The 19,954-nt window shown below is 62.1% G+C and carries 19 protein-coding genes and 1 tRNA gene; 14 read left to right on the top strand and 6 right to left on the bottom strand.

From position 1 onward, the window contains the following. Positions 1–6 precede the first annotated feature (6 nt). Positions 7–97 (bottom strand) — tRNA-Ser (locus tag ACX82Z_RS11130). A 428-nt stretch (positions 98–525) separates the two neighbouring features. Between ACX82Z_RS11130 and ACX82Z_RS11125 the strand changes: the two genes are divergently transcribed. Continuing rightward, on the top strand, positions 526–1,716 hold the full coding sequence (locus ACX82Z_RS11125) for a porin (RefSeq protein ID WP_459588755.1): 1,191 nt from the start codon (positions 526–528) through the stop codon (positions 1,714–1,716). Between the two features lie 851 nt (positions 1,717–2,567). Here ACX82Z_RS11125 and ACX82Z_RS11120 read toward each other — a convergent pair. After that, a complete protein-coding gene (locus ACX82Z_RS11120) occupies positions 2,568–4,664 on the bottom strand; it encodes a lytic transglycosylase domain-containing protein (RefSeq protein WP_459588753.1) in 2,097 nt (698 codons plus the stop codon). Positions 4,665–4,935: 271 nt separating this feature from the next. Here ACX82Z_RS11120 and dapA point away from each other — a divergent pair, with 271 nt between their 5' ends. Together dapA and smpB are read left to right on the top strand one after the other, a co-directional pair. Then, positions 4,936–5,817, top strand: coding sequence for a 4-hydroxy-tetrahydrodipicolinate synthase (gene dapA / locus ACX82Z_RS11115; protein WP_459588752.1), 882 nt, complete (start codon positions 4,936–4,938; stop codon positions 5,815–5,817). Between the two features lie 23 nt (positions 5,818–5,840). Further along, entirely contained in the window at positions 5,841–6,314 is a 474-nt protein-coding gene (gene smpB / locus ACX82Z_RS11110) for an SsrA-binding protein SmpB (RefSeq protein WP_459588750.1), read from the top strand. Positions 6,315–6,404: 90 nt separating this feature from the next. On the opposite strand, the gene ACX82Z_RS11105 is transcribed toward smpB, so the two are convergent. Then, a complete protein-coding gene (locus ACX82Z_RS11105) occupies positions 6,405–7,082 on the bottom strand; it encodes a uracil-DNA glycosylase (RefSeq protein WP_459588748.1) in 678 nt (225 codons plus the stop codon). Then, a complete protein-coding gene (locus ACX82Z_RS11100; RefSeq protein ID WP_459588746.1) occupies positions 7,079–7,660 on the bottom strand; it encodes a LabA-like NYN domain-containing protein in 582 nt (193 codons plus the stop codon). The genes ACX82Z_RS11105 and ACX82Z_RS11100 overlap by 4 nt, the downstream gene beginning before the upstream one ends. Before the next feature lie 204 nt (positions 7,661–7,864). Here ACX82Z_RS11100 and rpoZ point away from each other — a divergent pair, with 204 nt between their 5' ends. The 9 genes from rpoZ to ACX82Z_RS11055 all read left to right on the top strand — a co-directional run bounded on the left by rpoZ (position 7,865) and on the right by ACX82Z_RS11055 (position 15,336). Beyond that, positions 7,865–8,263: a DNA-directed RNA polymerase subunit omega gene (gene rpoZ, locus ACX82Z_RS11095; RefSeq protein ID WP_459588744.1), complete on the top strand. Its 399-nt coding sequence runs from the start codon at positions 7,865–7,867 to the stop codon at positions 8,261–8,263. 111 nt (positions 8,264–8,374) lie between these two features. Continuing rightward, complete coding sequence (locus tag ACX82Z_RS11090) at positions 8,375–10,603, top strand: RelA/SpoT family protein (RefSeq protein ID WP_459588742.1); 2,229 nt, start codon at positions 8,375–8,377, stop codon at positions 10,601–10,603. A gap of 10 nt (positions 10,604–10,613) precedes the next feature. Continuing rightward, a complete protein-coding gene (gene pyrE, locus ACX82Z_RS11085; protein WP_459911709.1) occupies positions 10,614–11,189 on the top strand; it encodes an orotate phosphoribosyltransferase in 576 nt (191 codons plus the stop codon). Next, positions 11,189–11,590: a holo-ACP synthase gene (gene acpS / locus ACX82Z_RS11080; RefSeq protein WP_459588740.1), complete on the top strand. Its 402-nt coding sequence runs from the start codon at positions 11,189–11,191 to the stop codon at positions 11,588–11,590. The genes pyrE and acpS overlap by 1 nt, the downstream gene beginning before the upstream one ends. Before the next feature lie 83 nt (positions 11,591–11,673). Next, positions 11,674–12,417: a signal peptidase I gene (lepB, locus tag ACX82Z_RS11075; protein WP_459588738.1), complete on the top strand. Its 744-nt coding sequence runs from the start codon at positions 11,674–11,676 to the stop codon at positions 12,415–12,417. Continuing rightward, on the top strand, positions 12,417–13,130 hold the full coding sequence (rnc, locus tag ACX82Z_RS11070) for a ribonuclease III (protein WP_459588736.1): 714 nt from the start codon (positions 12,417–12,419) through the stop codon (positions 13,128–13,130). Before lepB ends, rnc begins: the two co-directional genes overlap by 1 nt. Further along, complete coding sequence (gene era / locus ACX82Z_RS11065) at positions 13,127–14,047, top strand: GTPase Era (RefSeq protein ID WP_459588734.1); 921 nt, start codon at positions 13,127–13,129, stop codon at positions 14,045–14,047. The genes rnc and era overlap by 4 nt, the downstream gene beginning before the upstream one ends. Positions 14,048–14,065: 18 nt before the next feature. After that, on the top strand, positions 14,066–14,821 hold the full coding sequence (gene recO / locus ACX82Z_RS11060) for a DNA repair protein RecO (protein ID WP_459588732.1): 756 nt from the start codon (positions 14,066–14,068) through the stop codon (positions 14,819–14,821). After that, positions 14,818–15,336 (top strand): PaaI family thioesterase, encoded by a 519-nt coding sequence (locus ACX82Z_RS11055; protein WP_459588731.1) that lies wholly within the window; start codon positions 14,818–14,820, stop codon positions 15,334–15,336. Before recO ends, ACX82Z_RS11055 begins: the two co-directional genes overlap by 4 nt. Here ACX82Z_RS11055 and ACX82Z_RS11050 read toward each other — a convergent pair whose 3' ends face one another. Both ACX82Z_RS11050 and ACX82Z_RS11045 read right to left on the bottom strand, forming a co-directional pair. Next, on the bottom strand, positions 15,337–16,578 hold the full coding sequence (locus ACX82Z_RS11050) for an MFS transporter (protein WP_459588729.1): 1,242 nt from the start codon (positions 16,576–16,578) through the stop codon (positions 15,337–15,339). It abuts the gene before it with no gap. Positions 16,579–16,682: 104 nt separating this feature from the next. Continuing rightward, positions 16,683–17,120 carry a LysM peptidoglycan-binding domain-containing protein gene (locus tag ACX82Z_RS11045; RefSeq protein WP_459588727.1) on the bottom strand — a complete coding sequence of 146 codons (438 nt, stop codon included), beginning with the start codon at positions 17,118–17,120 and terminating at the stop codon, positions 16,683–16,685. Positions 17,121–17,362: 242 nt separating this feature from the next. Between ACX82Z_RS11045 and ACX82Z_RS11040 the strand changes: the two genes are divergently transcribed. Beyond that, positions 17,363–18,490, top strand: coding sequence for a GNAT family N-acetyltransferase/peptidase C39 family protein (locus ACX82Z_RS11040; protein ID WP_459588725.1), 1,128 nt, complete (start codon positions 17,363–17,365; stop codon positions 18,488–18,490). Continuing rightward, positions 18,487–19,953: a RimK family protein gene (locus tag ACX82Z_RS11035; protein ID WP_459588723.1), complete on the top strand. Its 1,467-nt coding sequence runs from the start codon at positions 18,487–18,489 to the stop codon at positions 19,951–19,953. The genes ACX82Z_RS11040 and ACX82Z_RS11035 overlap by 4 nt, the downstream gene beginning before the upstream one ends. The last annotated feature ends 1 nt before the right edge of the window (position 19,954 follow it).

Genomic DNA, 19,954 nt, shown 5'->3' with positions numbered 1-19,954 from the left:
GGGAAGTGGCGGAGAGGATGGGATTCGAACCCACGAGAGCCTTTTGAGCCCTACTCCCTTAGCAGGGGAGCGCCTTCGACCACTCGGCCACCTCTCCGGTGACCCGGTCGATAAAGAAGAAGCGCGGCACAATCAATACGGAGCTTCGATTCCGGTACGGAAAATCGCTGTCGCCTGACGATTCGCGAATCCGCTTCTCCAACACGTCCCGATTCCATCAGTTTTGAAGTGACCCGACGCGTTCCGGTCGCCGTTCGATGCCTCCCGGCGGCGTCAGCCCTTAACAGAATGTAAAGGCCGGGGGTCAAATCGTGGCTTTTGTGCAACAAGCCTTCCGCTAGCGAGGCTGCAAATGCCCGTTCGTGTGCAAACGCGGTTGATCGGGAAAATCTCCTGCGTATTGTCAGCATCGAGAAAGGGCGGACACAAACCTCCTTTTTCGGAATTGGGGATGGGGCAGGGAAACGCTGTCCTTCAGCAAAAAGAGCCCAGACCCGCTTAACAACTTTTGACTGGAGGTCAGAAATGAACATCAAGAGCCTTCTTCTCGGCTCCGCCGCAGGACTGGTTGCCGTATCGGGCGCCCAGGCTGCTGACGCCATCGTTTATGCAGAGCCGGAGCCCGTTGAGTACGTTCGCGTTTGCGACATGTACGGCGCTGGCTTCTTCTACATCCCGGGCACCGAGACCTGCCTGCGCATCGGCGGTGAAGTCCGTTACCAGATCGGTTTCGCTGACGACGGCGACATCGACAACTACCACGGCTTCGTCGACGACGGTTACAACAAGCTGGCCCGCGCCCGCGTCTTCTTCGACGCCCGTTCGGACACCGAGTGGGGCACGCTCCGCGGTTACATCCGCTGGGAAGGCAATGCCGGCAACGACACGTCCGTCGCCGGTCGCGGCAACGGTTCGGTCAATAACCAGCGCGCCTTCATCGAGCTCGGCGGCCTCAAGATGGGTCGTGACGACTCGCTCTGGGCTGTTGCCGGTGGTTCGCACTCGGATGGTGGCCTCTACTACGGCTTCCAGCGTCGCCAGCAGATCTCGTACACCTTCACCGGCGCCAACGGCTTCTTCGCTGCTGCCTCGGTCGAAGACAACAACAAGAACTTCGCTAGCCTTCCGTTCGCTGGCGGCACTGTTGCCTACGAGAACAACGGTTACACGCCTGACGTCGTTGCCCGCATCGGTATCGAGCAGGGCTGGGGTTCGGTCTGGGGTCAGGTCGGTTACGACAACGACCGTACGGGCGGCTTCAGCGGTGACGGCTTCAACGTCTACGGCCTCGGCAACGCGGCTGGCGTCGGTGGTGTTCCGGCATTCGACATCGACCAGGACGGCTGGGCTGCTTCGATCGGCGGCGAGTTCAACATCCCGAACTACGCTGGTTCGTCGCTCCGCCTGATCGGCTACTATGCCGACAGCGACAACATCTACAACGAGCACGGCGGCGAGTGGTCGGTCCTGGCTTCCTACTACCACCAGTTCACGCCGACCTTCGGCGCTTCGGTTGGCGGTCAGTGGATCAGCGACCTCTACGTTCCGGGCACCGACCTTTCGTCGGGTGTTGACGCCTGGGCCGTTGAAGGCAACTTGGTCTGGACCCCGGTCCGCGACTTCGCAGTCCGCACGGAAGTCGTCTACACGGATGTCGACTCCGATGTTGGCGGCAACGCGACCTCGGGCTTCGTTCGCTTCTCGCGCTTCTTCTAAGAAGTTCGAAAGTACCAAGCTTAAAGAGACCCCCGGTTCGCCGGGGGTTTTCTTTTTGTGCACTGGAGCGCCGGGGTGTGATCAATCCAGCCCGCCAAAGACTCGTCAAAGCGGGCATCGTCCGTATTTCAGGCTTCGCCTTGCGGGCGCAATCAGATGCGCAACGATCCAGGGCATCGGCGTAACGGTGCGCGACGGGCGATATCTTCGCTCATTCACGCATATTCATCGCCGCGCCTCAGCATCCGGCCATTGTCAAAGAACGGGAAGCGGGGCGCGCGGGCCGTGCCTTGCTATTGTGTTTAAAGTGGCGCGAACTGTGCACCCCGCGTTCGACGCTCGCAAAGCCAAATCTGTTGGCTTCGCGTCCGCTTCGCGGACCGCGTCTCACCTATCTGGCTGTTGACCGGTCACAAGAGCTTTTCCGCATGGCGTATGGCTTGTGAAGTGCAAGCAGCCCGCCACGCCGGCCTGTTCTTTGGCCCTTCGCTATGGCTCAGGGCGTTCGTCGTTGAAAGAGCCAAATCGTTGGCTTTCTCTCGGCCTTCGGCCGATCACTCCTCACATCCCCGATAGTGTCCGACGCCATCGGGGGAAGTCATCGCCGCCTTCCCGAGACCCGGTGCGCGCCGGTTCCCACGAGAGCGATGCGAGGGAGTATGGCGGAGGGGGATAAGTTTTCGACGTGATGAGCGTTAGTCGGCGAGACAGCACGATACCCGTCGTCCGACTTCGCTTCGCTCAGCCATCTTCTCCCCTTTTGGGTCTGAAGGACGGGTTGAGACCCGTGGCTCAATCTAGGGCGGTGGCCCGAAGGGTTGGATGAGGGGTAACGGCGCTAAACCGGCGCGTCAGCGCCGGCCGCCCGTCAGATCCGCCACCACGTCGGCGCGGCCCGAAATGCGCATCTTGTAGACCTGATAGTTTTCCATCACGCGCTGAACATAGGAACGTGTCTCATGAAAGGGGATGCGTTCGATCCAGTCGACGACCTGCTCGATATTCTGGCCGCGAGGGTCGCCGAAGCGCTGTACCCACTGGGCGGCGCGGCTCGGGCCGGCATTGTAGCCCGCGAAGGTGAGGATATAGGAGCCGTTGAAACGGTCGAGCTGTTCGCCGAGATAGGCGGCGCCGAGCGCTGCGTTGTAGCCGGCGTCTCGCGTCAAGCGCGCCTGATCGAACGAAACGCCCGTCTTGCGCGCCATGTCACGCGCGGTTCCCGGCAAAAGCTGGAGGATGCCGAGCGCGCCCGCGCCTGAGCGGGCCGAGATGTTGAATTCGCTTTCCTGCCTCGCGATCGCATAGGCGAGCGCCTTGCCGGCTGCCGAGATGTTGGCGTTACCGGGGATCGCGCCTACGGGATGAGCGAGCGCGCCGACATCGAGCCCGCGCCCAGCGGCCCATTTACCGACGCGCAGGGCCAGCGGATGATCGCCCCGACGCTCCGCCATGACGGCAAGGAGCGCCAGTTCGCCGACGCTGTCGAGTTGCAGTGCCAGATCGCGGTAGAGCGTGTTGGCCCGGCTCTGATGGCCTGCGCGCTCGAGCCGCCGGATCGCCTGTACGGCCTGCCGGCCCTCGAAATTGCGCCGGTCGGCGTCGGAGGGGGAGGGGAAGGAGGCCGAGATCGTCGTCGCGCTGAGTTTTGCGGCCGCAAGCTGGCCGTAAAACGCGGTGCCGTAACGCGCGCCGCGCTGGTAGTAGTCGCGTGCGTTGCCCGGACCACCGGCTTCCGCAGCGCGGCCGAGCCAGTAATAGCCGCGCGAAAGCGAGATCGGTCCTTCGGAAATCTGCACGATCCGGTTGAAATGATTATGCGCCGTGCGCGGGTCGTTCAGAAAGCGCAGCGCGAACCAGCCGGCATGAAACTCGGCGTCGACAGCGTTGGCCGGGCTTTCGGCCGAATGTCCGGCGGCGACCTGATAGGCGAGGCGGTTTTCGCCAAGGTCGATCAGTTCGCGCGCCAGAACGCGCCGCTCGATCCACCATGCATCGGGATTGACCAGATTGGCCGCACCCGTCGGGGCCTGCAAGATGGTTTGAGCCGCTTCCTTGTATCGCTCGGCACGGCGCTGATGGCGTGCCTGCGCGAAATAGAAACCGGCTTTCTTTTGCGCCTGCGGAACGGCTGCGAGCAGACGGCCCGCATTGTTTTCTCCGCGAATGACAGCCGCCCACGCCTTGGTCAGCGCCTCGCCGCCGGCAAGGCCCGCCACGCGTTCGGCAGAGGTGACGCGGTCGATATGGAGCATCGATTCCATGCGCGCCCAGTGATCGGACGCGGGAAGCAGGCGGCCGAATTCGCGGATCATCGAGGCTTCTTCGCCCGGTTCCATGCGCTCAGTACGCCAGAAAGGTGCGAGCGTTGCGCGGGCGGCCTGCGTGTTGCCGACGGACAGATGCGCGCGCGTCAGCGCGATGGTGCCCTCGCGCGTTTCGGGCTGCGAATCGCCGAATGCGCGCAAAACGGCCTGCGGGCCGGCATTTTCACGCAGGAGGGCGCGCTCGGAATTGCTGCGCAGGCGCGACATGCCCGGCCAGCCCTTGAGCGCGAAGGCCGCTTCGGCGATCTCGGAGGAGGGAACGCCGTCCGCCCCGCTCGTCGCGATTGCCCAGGCGAGAATCGCCCGGTCGAGTGAGTTGGCCGGCAAATTGTTGCGAGCGGTCCGGGCCTGCGAGACCCTGCCCGCCTGAAGCGCGTCGAGGCCGGCCTTCAGTCGGGAAACATCGCCAGTCACGACGAGGTCGGTCGCCATCGCCGCCGCCGATTGCGCGGCGATCGAACTGGTCGTGAACGCGTTGTCGACATTGCCGGCAACGGCCTGATAAGGGCGCTGGCTGGGCAATGGCGGGTTGGACGGTAGAGCCGGATCTGCAAAGCCGAGGCTGGACAAAAGGGCGAGAGTCAAGCCGGTGAGGGCGACGCGGGTCCTGATGGTTGGCTGCATTCGTTCGGTCCTGAGGCGTTCGTCGTGAATGTCGTGATCCGGCATCGGCTGATTGCAATGCTGGCTTCGGCAACCGGCAGGCTACAGCCTGACGAGTGAAGACGAGGTAAACGATTGGTTATCGGTCGCCATCAAATACGATGAATCTCCGTTTCTTCATGCGCGAATTCGCTTCGCGAGCCCGTCAAAGACTATGGTGCAAGCTGCCGCGATCGTCTAGAAGGCAGGCAGACTGGTGCTTTTGCGCTATTTTCCGAGGAGCTTTCCGATCATGTTCACAGGTTCGCTGACCGCGCTCGTCACTCCGTTTACCCGGGACGGCTCGCTCGACGAGAAAGCGTATCGCGACCTGATCGAATGGCAGATTTCCGAGGGAACGAACGGTCTCGTTCCTGTCGGTACGACGGGCGAATCGCCCACTTTGACCCATGAAGAGCATCGCCGCGCCGTCGAGCTGTGCATCGAGGCGGCGGACCACCGCGTTCCGGTGATCGCGGGAGCCGGTTCGAACAGCACCGCCGAGGCGGTCGAACTGGCCAAATTCGCCGAGAGCGCCGGCGCCGATGCCGTTCTGGTGGTGACGCCCTATTACAACAAGCCGAACCAGCGTGGCCTTTATGCGCATTTCGCGGCCGTAGCCGAAGCCGTGAAGCTGCCGATCATCATCTATAACATCCCTCCGCGCTCGGTCATCGACATGCTGCCCGAGACGATGGGTCGTCTGGCAAAGGACTTTTCCAACATCGTCGGCGTCAAGGATGCAACGGGCAAGATCGAGCGCGTCTCCGAGCAGCGAATCACCTGCGGCCCCGATTTCATCCAGCTTTCGGGCGAGGACGCATCGGCGCTCGGCTTCAACGCGCATGGCGGGCAGGGCGCGATTTCGGTCACGTCCAACATCGCGCCGCGACTTTGCGCCGAGTTCCAGCGCGCTTCGCTTTCGGGCGACCGCGAAAGGGCGATCGAGTTGCAGGACCGCCTGATGCCGCTTCACAAGGCGATCTTCATCGAGGCTGGCGTATCGGGTTCGAAATACGCGCTGTCGCGCCTCGGCAAGGTCGAGAACACGGTGCGTTCGCCGCTGGTAACCGTCGAAGCTTCGACTGCGCAGGCGATCGACGCGGCATTGGTCCATGCCGGCTTGATCAACTAGCCTTCGCGCACCACTTTCCCGCTATGGCAAAAGACACTGATAAAAATTCCAAGACGGTCGCCGAAAACCGCAAGGCGCGCTTCGCCTATGAGGTGACGGACACCTATGAGGCGGGCCTGTCGCTGACGGGGACGGAGGTGAAGTCGCTGCGCGAGGGGCAGGCCAATATCGGCGAATCCTACGCGTCAGCGGAGGGCGGCGAGATCTGGCTGATCAATTCCTACATTCCCGAATATACGCAAGGGAACCGCTTCAACCACGAGCCGCGCCGCCGCCGCAAACTCTTGTTGAAGAAGAAGGAAATGGCCCGTCTGGCGCAGGGCGTCGAGCGCGAGGGCATGACGATGGTCCCGTTGAAGATTTACTTCAACGAAAAGGGCCGCGCGAAGCTTCTGTTCGGGCTGGGCAAGGGCAAGAAACTGCACGACAAGCGCGAGACCGAGAAGAAACGCGACTGGAGCCGAGAGAAAGCACGGTTGCTCAAGGCGCACGGGTGAAGCTAAAGGGAAACAGGGAGGAGGGAAGTAGGGAAGGACGACAGACGTAATAACGTCGTCTTGCGGTCGGCAGATCGGTCGAATGATTCCCTATTCCCTATTCCCTCCAAGATACTCCCGTACCTTCCCGAACACATTGACGAACATTTCCTCCGTCAACCGGCCGGTGTTCGTGTTGTAGCGCGAGCAGTGATAGCTGGAGAAGACGCGCACGCCGCCAAGATTGGTCTCGGCTCCGTGACCGAAGGGGTGAGCGGCGACGCGTCCGCCCAATGCGCGCACCACCGATTGATGCGAGATCAGCCCCAGCGTAACGATCGCGCGCAGATTGGCGAACCGCGCGATGGTCGGGACGAGAAAGGTCCGGCAGGTGTTGATCTCTGCACCGACCGGCTTGTTCTCTGGGGGCACGCAACGCACGGCGTTGGTGACGGCTGCCCCGACCAGTTCGAGACTGTCATCTGGCCGCGCCTCGAATTCGCCCTTGGCGAAACCGAATCGTTTCAACGTCGAATAAAGAAGATCGCCCGCATAGTCGCCGGTAAACGGCCGTCCGGTGCGGTTGGCTCCGCGCACGCCCGGTGCAAGGCCGACGATCAGGAGCTCGACCTTGTCGTCACCGCGCTCATCGCGCCATGTGGGGACCGGCGCGTTGAACCAGCGCGGCTCTTTTGCCCGCCATTCGGCGATGAAGCCGTGAAGCCGCGGACATAGCGGGCAGTCGGGCGAAGGTTCCGCCGGGCCGATGCCGGCCACGCGCGCGCTCAATTGTCTTCGTCCTCTGCGGGATCGGCGACCGGCCGCCTTGCGACCCGCTCGGACCCTTCGCGCCCGATCGCGCCCTTGAGCGCGCTGATCTCGATGAAATGATCGGCCTGGCGGCGCAAATCGTCGGAAATCATCGGCGGCGTCGAAGTCGTCGTCGATGCGATCGTCACCTTGCGGCCCTTGCGCTGCAACGCATCGACCAGCGTGCGAAAGTCGCCGTCGCCGGAAAAGATCACATAGTGGTCGACCGTGCCGGCAAGTTCGAGAGCGTCGACGGTCAGTTCGATGTCCATGTTGCCCTTGATCTTGCGCCGGCCCGTTGCGTCGGTGAATTCCTTCGCCGGCTTGGTGACGACGGTGTAGCCATTGTAGTCGAGCCAATCGATCAACGGACGTATGGAGGAATATTCCTGATCCTCGATCAGCGCCGTGTAGTAATAGGCGCGAAGCAGATAGCCCTGGCTTTGGAAATGGCTGAGCAGCTTGCGGTAGTCGATGTCGAAGCCGAGCGCTCGCGATGTCGCGTAGAGATTGGCTCCGTCGATGAAAAGGGCGATCTTCTCGCGCGGATCGAACATGGCGAAGTTCCTTCTGAAATGGCTTTTGGATCGAAATGACGATTTGAAATATCGTCTCGACATAGTCCCGGTTTGGCTTTTCGCCAAGCGCTTCCGCCGATTTTTGATCTGGTGACGCGGGCGGTCGGATGCTTGTCAAGCCATGAAATTTTCGGTATGGAGCACGCAATCTCCCGATACTCGAAGACATGAAAGGGGCAGCCCATGGCCCGCGTCACCGTTGAGGATTGCATCGACAAGGTCGACAACCGGTTCGAGCTCGTTCTGCTCGCCGGCCACCGTGCTCGCCTGATCTCGCAGGGTGCGGCGATCACCATCGATCGCGACAATGACAAGAACCCGGTCGTCGCGCTTCGCGAAATCGCGGACGAGACGTTGTCTCCCGAAGACCTGAAGGAAGACCTGATCCACTCGCTGCAAAAGCATGTCGAGGTGGATGAACCAGAAGCGGAAGCCGCCCCGGCGCTTAGCTCCGAAACGGGCGCGGAAGCAGTTGTTGCCGACGAGCCGGACGACAACATCGCCTTCGATCGCATGACCGAGGAAGATTTGCTTGCCGGTATCGAAGGTCTTGTTGCACCGGAAAAGAGCGACGATTTCTGATCGTTAGACGGCGCGGCACTCTTTCGCTGCCGCCGCTCGACAGCTATCTAGTATAAGTGCCGCGCTGCCATCGGTCGCGCGGCACTTTTTTCTTGATGAGGTATCGTCTCCATGATGCGGCAGTACGAGCTTGTCGAGCGCGTCCAGCGCTACAAGCCCGACGTGAACGAAGCGCTCCTGAACAAGGCCTATGTCTATGCGATGCAAAAGCATGGGCACCAGAAGCGTGCATCCGGGGACCCATATTTCTCCCATCCGCTCGAAGTCGCGGCAATCCTGACGGATATGCATGTCGATGAAGCGACGATCGCGGTCGCGCTTCTCCATGACACCATTGAGGATACATCGGCGACCCGTCAGGAAATCGACACGCTGTTCGGCCCCGAGATGGGCAAGCTCGTCGAGGGTCTGACGAAGCTCAAGAAGCTCGATCTCGTTTCCAGAAAGGCCGAGCAGGCCGAGAATCTGCGCAAGCTCCTGCTCGCCATCGCCGAGGACGTGCGCGTTTTGCTCGTCAAGCTCGCCGACCGGCTGCACAACATGCGCACGCTGGAGCACATGCGCCAGGACAAGCGCGTGCGCATCGCCGAGGAGACGATGGAAATCTATGCGCCGCTCGCCGGGCGCATGGGCATGCAGGACATGCGCGAGGAACTGGAAGAACTCGCTTTCCGCACGATCAATCCCGAGGCGCATCGCGCGGTGACGGAGCGGCTTGCCGATATTTACGAGCGCTCGAAGGACGTGATCGGCGAGATCGAGAAATCGCTGTCCGTCCTTTTCGAAAAATACGATATCAAGGCGAGCGTGAAGAGCCGCCAGAAGAAGCCGTGGTCGGTCTTCCGCAAGATGGAGGCGAAGGCGCTCTCCTTCGAGCAATTGTCGGACATCTTCGGCTTCCGCGTGATTGTGGAGCGCGAGGAGGACTGCTACCGCGCTCTGTTCGCGATCCACACGACCTGGTCCATGGTGCCCGGCCGGTTCAAGGATTACATCTCGACGCCGAAGCAGAACGACTACCGGTCGATCCACACCACCATTGTCGGTCCGTCGCGCCAGCGCGTCGAATTGCAGATTCGTACCCGGCTGATGGAAGAAGTGGCGGAGTACGGCGTTGCCGCGCATACGCTTTACAAGGACGGGATGACGCAGGCCGGAAATGGCGGGCTGCGGCTTTCCAAGGACACCAACGCCTATGCCTGGCTGCGCCACACGATCGAGCAGCTTTCGGAAGGCGACAACCCGGAAGAATTCCTCGAAAACACCAAGCTGGAACTGTTTCAGGATCAGGTCTTCTGCTTCACGCCGAAAGGGCGGCTGATCGCCCTGCCGCGCGGCGCAACGCCGATCGATTTCGCCTATGCGGTCCATACCGATGTCGGCGACACCTGCGTCGGCGCGAAGATCAACGGCCGCATCATGCCGCTAATGACCGAACTGAAGAACGGCGACGAGGTCGAGATCATCCGCTCGAAGGCGCAAGTGCCGCCCGCCGCGTGGGAATCGGTCGTCGTCACCGGCAAGGCGCGCTCCGCCATCCGTCGCGCGACGAAGAATGCCATCCGCAAGCAATATTCCGGCCTTGGCATGCGCATTCTCGAACGTGCCTTCGAGCGCTCGGGCAAGAGTTTTTCCAAGGAACTTCTGAAGCCGGTTCTGCATCGTCTGGCGCGCAAGGATGTCGAGGACGTTCTGGCCGCTGTCGGTCGCGGCGAACTGGCTTCGCCCGACGTCGTGCGCGCCGTATACCCCGATCACAAGGACGAACGCGCCGCCCAGCCGCCGCGCCAGCGCGAGGAGGGGTGGTTCAACATCCGCAACGCCGCCGGCATGCTCTTCCAGATGCCCCGTTCGGCGACGCCGGAGAAAAAGGGAAAGCGCAGGAACAGCGGCGCGGTGCCCATCCGCGGCGTGCGCGGCGATCTGCCGGTCAAGTTCGCGCCGGAAGGAGCGGTTCCGGGCGACCGGATCGTCGGCATCATGCAGCCGGGCATGGGAATCACAATCTACCCGATCCAGTCGCCATCGCTGACCGCCTTCGACGACCAGCCCGAACGCTGGATCGATGTGCGCTGGGACATCGACGAGGACAATCACGAGCGTTTCCCGGCGCGTATATCCGTCACCGCGATCAACGAGCCGGGCTCGCTTGCGAATATCTCGCAGGTGATTGCATCGAACGACGCCAACATCCATACGCTGTCGATGCTGCGCACGGCGCCGGATTTCACCGAAATGGTCTTCGATCTCGAAGTGTGGGACCTGAAGCATCTCAACCGGCTGATGTCGCAGCTGAAGGAAAATGCGAGCGTTTCCGAAGTGCGCCGCGTCAATGGATAAAGGGGTGGCGATGCAGACCGAGGACGTATTGGCGATTTTCCGCGAGGCGGGCGCGATTCTGGAAGGGCATTTCATCTTGACCTCCGGCCTGCGCAGCCCCGTCTTCCTGCAAAAGGCGCGTGTCTTCATGCATGCGGACAAGACGGCGATCCTGTGCAAGGCGCTTGCCGAAAAGATCGAGGCAGCCGTCGGCAAGCCGGATTATGTCGTCGGTCCGGCCATTGGCGGCATCATTCCGGCCTATGAGACCTCGCGTCATCTGGGCGCGCCCGCGATCTGGGTCGAACGGGAAGGGGGGGAGTTTCGCCTTCGCCGCTTCGAGATCGAGAAAGGCGCGAAAATCGTTATTGTCGAGGACATCGTGACGACGGGCCTGTCGATCCGCGAGACAGTGGCCTGCATGCAGGCGCTCGGCGCGGACGCCGTGGCTGCCGCCTGCATCGTTGACCGTTCGGCGGGCAAGGCCGATGTCGGCGTGCCGCTCATCGCGCTTGCCGAATATGAAGTGCCCGCCTATCCGGCCGACGCGCTGCCGCCTGAGCTCGCAGCCATTCCCCCGGTGAAACCGGGAAGCCGGAATATCTGATGATCATCGGCATCGGCAGCGACCTGATCGACATCCGGCGCATCGAAAAGACGCTGGAGCGGCACGGCGAGCGTTTTACCAAGCGCGTCTTCACCGGTATCGAGCAGGCGAAGTCAGACCGGCGCAAATTGCGAGCGGCTTCCTACGCGAAGCGTTTCGCCGCCAAGGAAGCGTGCGCCAAGGCGCTCGGAACGGGTCTGTCGCGCGGCGTCTTCTGGCGCGACATGGGCGTCGTCAATCTGCCCGGCGGCAAGCCAACCATGCGCCTGACGAACGGTGCCGCCGACCGGCTTTACGCGCTGATGCCTGAGGGGCACGAACCTGTGATCCATCTGACGATCACAGACGATTTTCCGTTGGCTCAAGCGTTCGTCGTCATCGAGGCCATAGCTGCGGCGTGACGAAGCGACGCAACGGCGTTGCCGCAGGCTCTGGCAAGCGGTAAGACGAACCGCTCTTCGTAAAATTTTGAAAGAATCGCTGCGTGGCTGACCAGAACAAGAAGAAATCGGGTGGTTTCGGCGAAACCGTCAGCGTGATCATTCAGGCGCTGCTTTTGGCGCTCGTCATTCGCACGCTTCTGTTCCAGCCGTTTTCGATCCCTTCCGGCTCGATGCGCCCAACGCTGCTCGAAGGGGACTATCTCTTCGTGACCAAGTGGGCTTACGGCTATTCGCACCATTCGCTGCCGTTCTCGCCGCCGCTGTTCGAGGGCCGCATCTGGGGATCGGAGCCGGAGCGCGGCGACGTCGTCGTCTTCAAATTCCCACCGGACCCATCGCTCGACTATATCAAGCGCGTGATCGGCCTGCCGGGCGATACCGTGCAGATGCGCGAGGGCCAGCTTTTCATCAATGGCGAGGCGGTCGAGCGCGAACTGGTCGACGAAATCGACAATCCCGATATCACCGAGATGGCGCGGCCCGTCGAGGTCTGGCGCGAAACGCTGCCGAACGGCGTCTCCTATGACACGCTCGACCTGACGCCGAACTCGATCGGCGACAACACGCGCGAATTCAACGTGCCTGCCGGCCATTATTTCATGATGGGCGACAATCGCGACAACTCGACCGACAGCCGCTTCTCGGTCGGGTTCGTGCCCTACGACCATCTGGTCGGACGCGCCAACATCATCTTCTTCTCGATGGCCGGCGGCGCAAGTCCGCTGGAAATCTGGCGCTGGCCGACGGAACTGCGGTTCTCGCGCCTTTTGACGTCGGTCAATTGATGGCACGCGATACGCTCGACGGCGCGGCACTTGCCGCCGCCGTGGAAAAGATTACCGGCGTCGCCTTGTCCGATCATGCGCGGCTGGCACGTGCGCTGACCCATGCGAGCGCGCAGCCGGCGGCGGGCGGCCATTACGAACGGCTGGAATTTCTGGGCGACCGGGTGCTCGGCCTCGTCATCGCGCAGATGCTGTTCGAAGCCTATCCGGATGCGGATGAAGGCGAATTGTCGGTGCGCCTCAACGCGCTTGTCAATGCCGAGACGCTCGCCGAACTTGCCGACGAGATCGGCCTGACGCCGCTGATCCGAACCGGTGCCGAGTTCGGTTCGCTGTCCGGCAAGAAGCGGGTCAATACGCGCTCCGATGTCATGGAGGCGCTGATCGCCGCCATCTATCTCGAAAAGGGACTGGATGCGGCGCGCGACTTCATTTTGGCGAACTGGCAGAACCGTGCCGAAAGCACTTCGGCCGGCCGGCGAGATGCAAAGACCGAATTGCAGGAATGGGCGCATCAGCGCGTCAAGGCATCGCCGACCTATCGTGTGGACAGCCGCGAAGGACCGGATCATGATCCGGTGTTCACGGTTTCCGTGCTGATCGACGGCGTAAAGCCGGGCGCGGGCACCGGCCGCTCCAAGCGCGAAGCCGAGCAGGCTGCGGCGCAGATGATTTTGACGCGCGAAGGCGTGTGGAAGGACGAAACGGAATGAGTGACGAGAAAACCGGCATCGAAAGCCCCACGCGCTCGGGCTTCGTGGCGCTGATCGGCGCGCCGAACGCCGGCAAGTCCACGCTGCTCAACCAGCTCGTCGGCACCAAGGTCTCGATCGTGACGCACAAGGTGCAGACGACACGCGCCGTTGTGCGCGGCATCGCAACGCATAAAAACGCGCAGATCGTCTTTCTCGATACGCCCGGCATCTTCAAGCCGCGCCGCAAGCTCGACGAGGCCATGGTGACGACCGCCTGGGGCGGGGCGAAGGACGCCGATATGATCGCGCTCCTGATCGATGCGGAGCGCGGCATTCGCGGCGATGCCGAAACCATCCTCGAAAGGCTGGAAAATGTTCGCCAGCCGAAGATTTTGATCCTGAACAAGATTGATCAGGTCAAGCGCGAAGACCTTCTGGCGCTCGCCGCGAAGGCCAACGAGAAAGTCGGCTTCGAGCGCACCTTCATGGTCTCGGCGCTCAACGGCTCTGGCTGCGCGGACCTCCTCGACGATCTCGCCGAGACCGTCCAGGAAGGCCCGTGGTACTACCCGGAAGATCAGATTTCCGATCTGCCGATGCGCCAGCTTGCCGCCGAGATCACCCGCGAAAAGCTGTTCCTGCGCCTCCATCAGGAGCTTCCCTATTCGTCCCATGTCGAGACGGAGCGCTGGGAGGAAAAGAAGGACGGTTCGGTCAAGATCGAGCAGGTCATTTATGTCGAGCGCGACAGCCAGAAGAAGATCGTGCTCGGCAGGAAGGGCGAGACGATCCGCGCTATCGGGCAGGCCGCGCGCGAGGAACTGGCCGAAATCCTCGAGCAGAAGGTGCATCTGTTCCTGTTCGTGAAGGTGCGCGAAAACTGGATCAACGATCCCGAGCGCTATCGCGAGATGGGACTTGAATTTCCCCGATAACGCGCCGAACGTCACCTGATGGAATGGCGTGACGACGGCATCATCCTTGGCACGCGCCGGCACGGCGAGACGAGCGTCATCCTCGAAGTGATGACGCCGGGCCATGGCCGTCATCTTGGCCTCGTGCGCGGCGGACGCTCGCGCCGCATGCAGCCGGTTCTCCAGCCTGGCAACCGCGTCGAACTCGTCTGGCGTGCGCGGCTCGACGAGCATCTTGGCTTCTTCGCGGTGGAGCCGGTCGACCTCAAGGCCGCACGGCTGATGGAAAGCGCGGCGAGCGTCTACGGCCTGCAACTGATGGCGGCGCATCTGCGCCTGTTGCCCGAGCGCGACCCGCATCTTGGGCTTTACGAGACGCTGGGCGTCGTGCTCGATCACCTCGGCGATCCCGTGTCCGCAGCCGAACTCGTCGTGCGTTTCGAACTTCATATTCTCGAAGAACTCGGCTTCGGCCTCGATCTCGAACGCTGCGCGGCGACGGGAACGCGCGACGAACTGACCTACGTGTCGCCCAAAAGCGGGCGCGCCGTATCGCGCGAGGCAGGCGAACCCTGGCGCGACAAGATGCTGGCGCTGCCGCCGTTCCTGCAACGCGGCTCGCGCCTTTCCGCTGACGAGGCGGCGATATCCGATGCCTTTCGCCTGACCGGCTTTTTCCTGACGCGCCATATCTACGAGCCGCGCGGCATGGAGGAACCTGACGCGCGGATCGGCTTCATTGCCGCGCTTCGAAAAGCGCTCGCCAAATCGCACGATGGAGAAAACGCCTTATGACCGAAGTCGAGATTTTTCCTGGATATGTCGCTCCGCGCGGGCTCGGCACGATCCCGCATGAGGATGTGGAGCACTATACGGGGCTCGAACTCTTAAGCCGCGTGGTAGCGGGCGAATATCCCGCGCCGAGCATCGCCGCGCGCATGAATTTCGGTCTGGTCGAGGCGGAAGAGGGCAGGGTGGTGTTCAAGGGCATGCCCGGCGCGCGCCATTTCAACCCGCTCGGTTCGGTCCATGGCGGATGGGCGGCAACGGTGCTGGATTCGGCGCTCGGATGCGCCATCCACACATTGCTTGGCAAGGGTGAGGGCTATTCCACGGTCGAGATGAAGGTGAACTATCTGCGCCCCATCAGCGACAAGACCGGTATCGTCACCTGCGAGGGCAAAGTGGTCAACAAGGGCCGCACGCTGGCGGTGTCCGAAGCGCGAATGACCGACGAAAACGGCAAGCTCCTCGCCATCGGCACGGAGACCTGCGCGATTTTTCCGATTGCCAACATGGCGGCGCGGTAGCTACTCCGCGGCCACCAGCGCGGGGCGCTCAACCGGGCGCTCCCTGATCGGCCAGTGAACGATCGCGGCGAAGAGGCCGAGCACGACGCCCAGCCACCAGACCGGGTTATAGGTGCCGAAGACGTCGTAGAGATAGCCGCCGAGCCAGACGCCGAGGAACGAGCCGATCTGGTGCGACAGGAAGACGAGACCGCCCAGCATGCCGAGATAGCGCGTGCCGAACATGATCGCGACGAGCGCGTTGGTCGGCGGCACGGTCGACAGCCACAACAGACCCATGACGATCGAGAAGACGATCACCGAGGTCGGTGTCTGCGGCAAAAGCAGGAAGGCCGTGACAGCGATCGAGCGACCGATATAGATCAGCACGAGGAACATCGGCTTCGAATATTTCTGGCCGATCACGCCTGCCGCAAGCGATCCGATGATATTGAAGAAGCCGATAAAGGCGAGCGCGAGGACGGCATAGCTGGCGTCGATGCCGAGGTCGCCGATATAGGCGGGAAAGTGCGCCGTGATGAACGCGACCTGGAAGCCGCAGACGAAGAAGCCGGAAACGAGGAGGAGATAGCTCCTGTGGCCGAACGCTTCGCGCAAAGCTTCGCCCATCGACTGCTCATATTGCGCCTGCGGCACCGAACCGGTCTTCGAATTGCCGGCGAGCGGGATGGCGAGCACCGGAATGATGAGCATCATCGCGCTCATGATCATCAAGGTGTCGGACCAGCCATAAGCATCGATCAGCCCTTGGCTGACGGGCGCGAAGATGAACATTCCGGCCGAGCCGGCAGCGGTGCCGATGCCGAAGACAATCGAGCGCTTTTCAGGCGGTGTGTTGCGCCCGAATGAGGCGAGCACGATGGAGAATGAGCTTGCCGCAACGCCGAGGCCGACGAGCACGCCACCGCTGATGTGCAGCATCGTCGGCGTGTCGGCGACTGACATCAGTGCGAGGCCGCAAGCGTAGAGCAGACCGCCGAAGGCAAGCACGCGCCATGTGCCGTAACGGTCGGCGATTGCGCCGAAGACAGGCTGGCCGAGACCCCACAGGAGATTCTGGATCGCCATGGCGAGACCGAACGTCGTGCGGTCCCAGCCCTTTTCCGCCAGCATGGGCAACTGGAAGAAGCCCATCGCAGAACGCGGCCCGAATGCCATCGCCGCGATAATGCAGCCGCATATGATGAGGAGCCAGGGCACGGGGCGTGCGGCGGCTGGGCGGTCTGCGCTGATCGTCGTCATGGAGATATCTCGGTTTGAAGCCGGAGATTATCGCGGCGATCGATCAAACGGAAACGAATTGCGCCACTGTAAACATCAATTTCATTGAACTGACATTCTGGCCTTTATCGCAGCGGCAGGGGGTATCCAGGCGAGCCGGGCTGCCCGGGAAGCGGAACCTGTCCCGGCAGGGGCTGGCGGGTCGGATCGAAATAGATCGGCCGCTCCGTGCGGTATTCGCGGCCTTGTATGTTGGTCGGCGTCTGGATGCCGGGAGCGGTGGTCGTGATCGGCGGCGCGACAGTGACACGCGGCCGGTTGTAGGGAGCCTGCGAGGAGGGCAACGGTTCGGCGGGTACGGAAACGATCATGCCTGGCTGAAGACGGTTCGGCCGCAGACCGGGATTGGCCTGCATCAGCGTCTCGACATTGATGCCGCACGCTGCCGCGACGGCCGACAGCGTATCGCCGCGATTGATCGTGACCGTTTGCGGACACGCCGCCATAGCGGGCGCGGTGGTCAGCACCGGAAGCAAAGCGACGAAGGCGAGCATTCGTTTCATGCGATCAATCTAAGACATGAACGGTATCTTTTCAGCCGGCCTCGCCCGAATGTGATGGACAGGCAGTCAGTTTGTTCGAACCGCGCGCGCTTTTGCGGCCGCTTGACCACGTTTGCGGCTACGCCACAATAAGACCGCAATGGAGGCGCGAAAGCGAGTTTGCCGTCGCATCACGGGAGGCTTGCGGCGGCCCGGTGGTCAACGAGGCTACCGCGCATGATTCTCTCGAGGACATGGCCGCAATGGCATCCGCACCGACGACGATCCCCGGTATCGTCCTGCGCCCGGCACGTTCGGGCGACGAAAGCGAACTGGCAACGCTCGAAGCACGCGTCTTCGAGCATGACCGCATCTCGCGGCGGTCGTTTCATCAACTGATCGAACGGCCGACCGCCGAAACGATGATCGCGCAGGATCAGGGCGTGATCGTCGGCTATGCGATGGTGCTTTTTCGAAAGGGCAGCGGTGTTGCCCGGCTTTATTCGCTCGCCGTCGATCCCGAACACGGGCGAAGCGGCCTGGGGCGCACATTGCTGGCGGCGGCCGAACACGCCGCTTACGAGCACGGCCGGATGCTCCTTCGGCTCGAGGTTCGCGAGGACAATCCGCGTGCGATAGCGCTTTACGAGAAGAACCACTACCGGCGCATCGGCATCGAGAAGGGGTATTACGAGGATGGCGTTGCGGCAATCCGCATGGAAAAGCTTTTGCGCGGCGAAATCCGCTCGACGAAGGTGCCGTTCTACGAGCAGACCGCCGATTTCACCTGCGGACCCTGCTGCCTGATGATGGCGATGGCGCGTTTCGATCCCGAATATGTGCCGGACCCGGTCAATGAAATCCGCCTTTGGCGCGATGCGACTACGATCTTCATGATGTCTGGGCCGGGCGGTTGCGAGCCGTTCGGCATGGCCGTCGCGGCGCACGAAAACGGGATACCGGCAGAAATCTTCGTCTCGCAGGAAGGGCCCCTTTTCCTGCAGTCGGTACGCAACCATGAAAAGCGCCGCGTCATGCAACTTGCCCAGATCGATTTTCGCGCGCGGATCGCGAAATATGGCGTGCCGGTTCGCGAGCGGGCGTTCGTTCTGGAAGATATTCGCAAGGCGTTGAAACAAGGACGCCTCGTAATGGTTCTTATCTCGGGCTTCCTGATGTTCGGAAAAAAGGTGCCCCACTGGGTATTGGCGATCGACGATGACGGCGATCATATCTTCATTCACGACCCATGGGTCGAGGACGAGCATGGCGAGACGGCTGCCGACGCCGCCAACGTCCCGGTGCCCTATGAGATGTTCATGCGAATGGCCCAGTTCGGCCAGCCCGCTTTGCGGGCGGCTGTGATGCTTGGAGACAGAAAGAGAAAATGACCTGGGTCATCCTGACCGGCCGCAAGAGCGACCTCGACCAGTTCGAAACGCCTCACAAGATCATCACCAATCGCGATTACCTTTCGCATCCGTCTTTGTTTCGTGCGCAGCGCCCCAAGATCATCAATCTGTCGGGGTCTTACGCCTATCAAAGCCGCGGCTATTACGCGTCGCTTCTCGCCGGTTCGCGCGGTCACAGGATCATCCCCTCCGTCGAGACGATGATCGACCTGTCGGAAAAGAAGCTTTACGAGGCGGCGCTGCCCGAACTGGAGCAGGCGCTGAACCGTGCTCGCAAGGAGTTCGACGGCGCGTTTCCCACGCGCATCGCGATCTTTTTCGGTATCGGCCCGTCGCGGGCGTGCGACCGCTTCGCGCGGCTCCTGTTCGACTGGTTTCGCGCGCCCGCGCTCGAAGTAACCATCCGCGACAATGGCGAATGGGCGACGATATCGAAAATCGGCTTCCTGCCGCTGGCACGCATGAAGGAGGATGAGAAAAGCCGCTTTCTCGAATGCCTCGATATCTATACGGCCCGCGAATGGCGCGACACCAAGCAGCGCACGCCGGCGCGCTATTCCTTCGCTACGCTGGTCGATCCCAAGGAGGAACTGCCGCCGTCGTCGATCGCATCGCTGAAGCACTGGTCGCGCGTGGCCGCGAAGATGGGCGTCGAAGTGGAGCCGATAAGCAGGCGCGATCTGCCGAAGCTTGCCAATTACGACGCGCTCTTCATCCGCGAGACGACGTCGATCTCCAACCACACCTACCGCTTCGCGCGACGTGCGCAGCAGGAAGGCATGCCCGTCATCGACGATCCGCTGTCGATGATCCGCTGCACCAACAAGGTCTATCTGAACGAGTTGATGGACGCCAACAAGGTGCCGGTGCCGCCGACGGTGATGATCGCAGGCGCCGCCGACCTTCAGCTTGCCGCCGACACGCTGGGCTTCCCGCTGGTGCTGAAAATCCCGGACAGCGCTTTTTCGCGCGGGGTGAAGAAGGCGGCCGATTTCGAGGAATTGAAGACGCTCGCTGTCAAATGGCTTGAGGATTCCGACCTTCTGATCGCGCAGAAATATTCGCCGACCGATTACGACTGGCGCATCGGCGTGCTCGGCGGCCAGCCGCTCTTCGCCGTGCAATATCTGATGGCGAAGAAGCACTGGCAGATCGTCAATCACGACCGGCGCGGCAAACCGGACGAGGGCGGCTTTCGCGCCTTCACGCTGGCTGATGCGCCAGACCATGTGATCGACACCGCCGTGCGCGCTGCCCAGTGCGTCGGCGACGGGCTTTACGGTGTCGATCTGAAGGAAATGCCGAACGGCGAGATCTACGTCATCGAGGTCAACGACAATCCGAACCTTGAACACGGCGTGGAAGATGCGGGCGAAAAAGAGGAAGTCTGGCAGCGCCTGACGCAATGGTTCTTGAACCGTCTGGAGCGGCAGGGGCGATAAA

The organism is Aliihoeflea sp. PC F10.4, assembly GCF_054612275.1.
This window is presented reverse-complemented; position numbering and strand designations above follow the sequence as displayed.

Excerpts from the sequence above, each read along its gene's own strand:
- ACX82Z_RS11125 (WP_459588755.1), top strand. The coding sequence starts at position 526 with ATGAACATCAAGAGCCTTCTTCTCGGCTCCGCCGCAGGACTGGTTGCC.
- ACX82Z_RS11035 (WP_459588723.1), top strand. The coding sequence starts at position 18,487 with ATGACCTGGGTCATCCTGACCGGCCGCAAGAGCGACCTCGACCAGTTC.
- ACX82Z_RS11045 (WP_459588727.1), bottom strand. The coding sequence starts at position 17,120 with ATGAAACGAATGCTCGCCTTCGTCGCTTTGCTTCCGGTGCTGACCACC.
- recO (WP_459588732.1), top strand. The coding sequence starts at position 14,066 with ATGGAATGGCGTGACGACGGCATCATCCTTGGCACGCGCCGGCACGGC.
- ACX82Z_RS11120 (WP_459588753.1), bottom strand. The coding sequence starts at position 4,664 with ATGCAGCCAACCATCAGGACCCGCGTCGCCCTCACCGGCTTGACTCTC.
- ACX82Z_RS11055 (WP_459588731.1), top strand. The coding sequence starts at position 14,818 with ATGACCGAAGTCGAGATTTTTCCTGGATATGTCGCTCCGCGCGGGCTC.
- ACX82Z_RS11040 (WP_459588725.1), top strand. The coding sequence starts at position 17,363 with ATGGCATCCGCACCGACGACGATCCCCGGTATCGTCCTGCGCCCGGCA.
- ACX82Z_RS11050 (WP_459588729.1), bottom strand. The coding sequence starts at position 16,578 with ATGACGACGATCAGCGCAGACCGCCCAGCCGCCGCACGCCCCGTGCCC.
- acpS (WP_459588740.1), top strand. The coding sequence starts at position 11,189 with ATGATCATCGGCATCGGCAGCGACCTGATCGACATCCGGCGCATCGAA.
- rnc (WP_459588736.1), top strand. The coding sequence starts at position 12,417 with ATGGCACGCGATACGCTCGACGGCGCGGCACTTGCCGCCGCCGTGGAA.
- rpoZ (WP_459588744.1), top strand. The coding sequence starts at position 7,865 with ATGGCCCGCGTCACCGTTGAGGATTGCATCGACAAGGTCGACAACCGG.
- smpB (WP_459588750.1), top strand. The coding sequence starts at position 5,841 with ATGGCAAAAGACACTGATAAAAATTCCAAGACGGTCGCCGAAAACCGC.
- dapA (WP_459588752.1), top strand. The coding sequence starts at position 4,936 with ATGTTCACAGGTTCGCTGACCGCGCTCGTCACTCCGTTTACCCGGGAC.
- era (WP_459588734.1), top strand. The coding sequence starts at position 13,127 with ATGAGTGACGAGAAAACCGGCATCGAAAGCCCCACGCGCTCGGGCTTC.
- ACX82Z_RS11090 (WP_459588742.1), top strand. The coding sequence starts at position 8,375 with ATGATGCGGCAGTACGAGCTTGTCGAGCGCGTCCAGCGCTACAAGCCC.
- ACX82Z_RS11100 (WP_459588746.1), bottom strand. The coding sequence starts at position 7,660 with ATGTTCGATCCGCGCGAGAAGATCGCCCTTTTCATCGACGGAGCCAAT.
- pyrE (WP_459911709.1), top strand. The coding sequence starts at position 10,614 with ATGCAGACCGAGGACGTATTGGCGATTTTCCGCGAGGCGGGCGCGATT.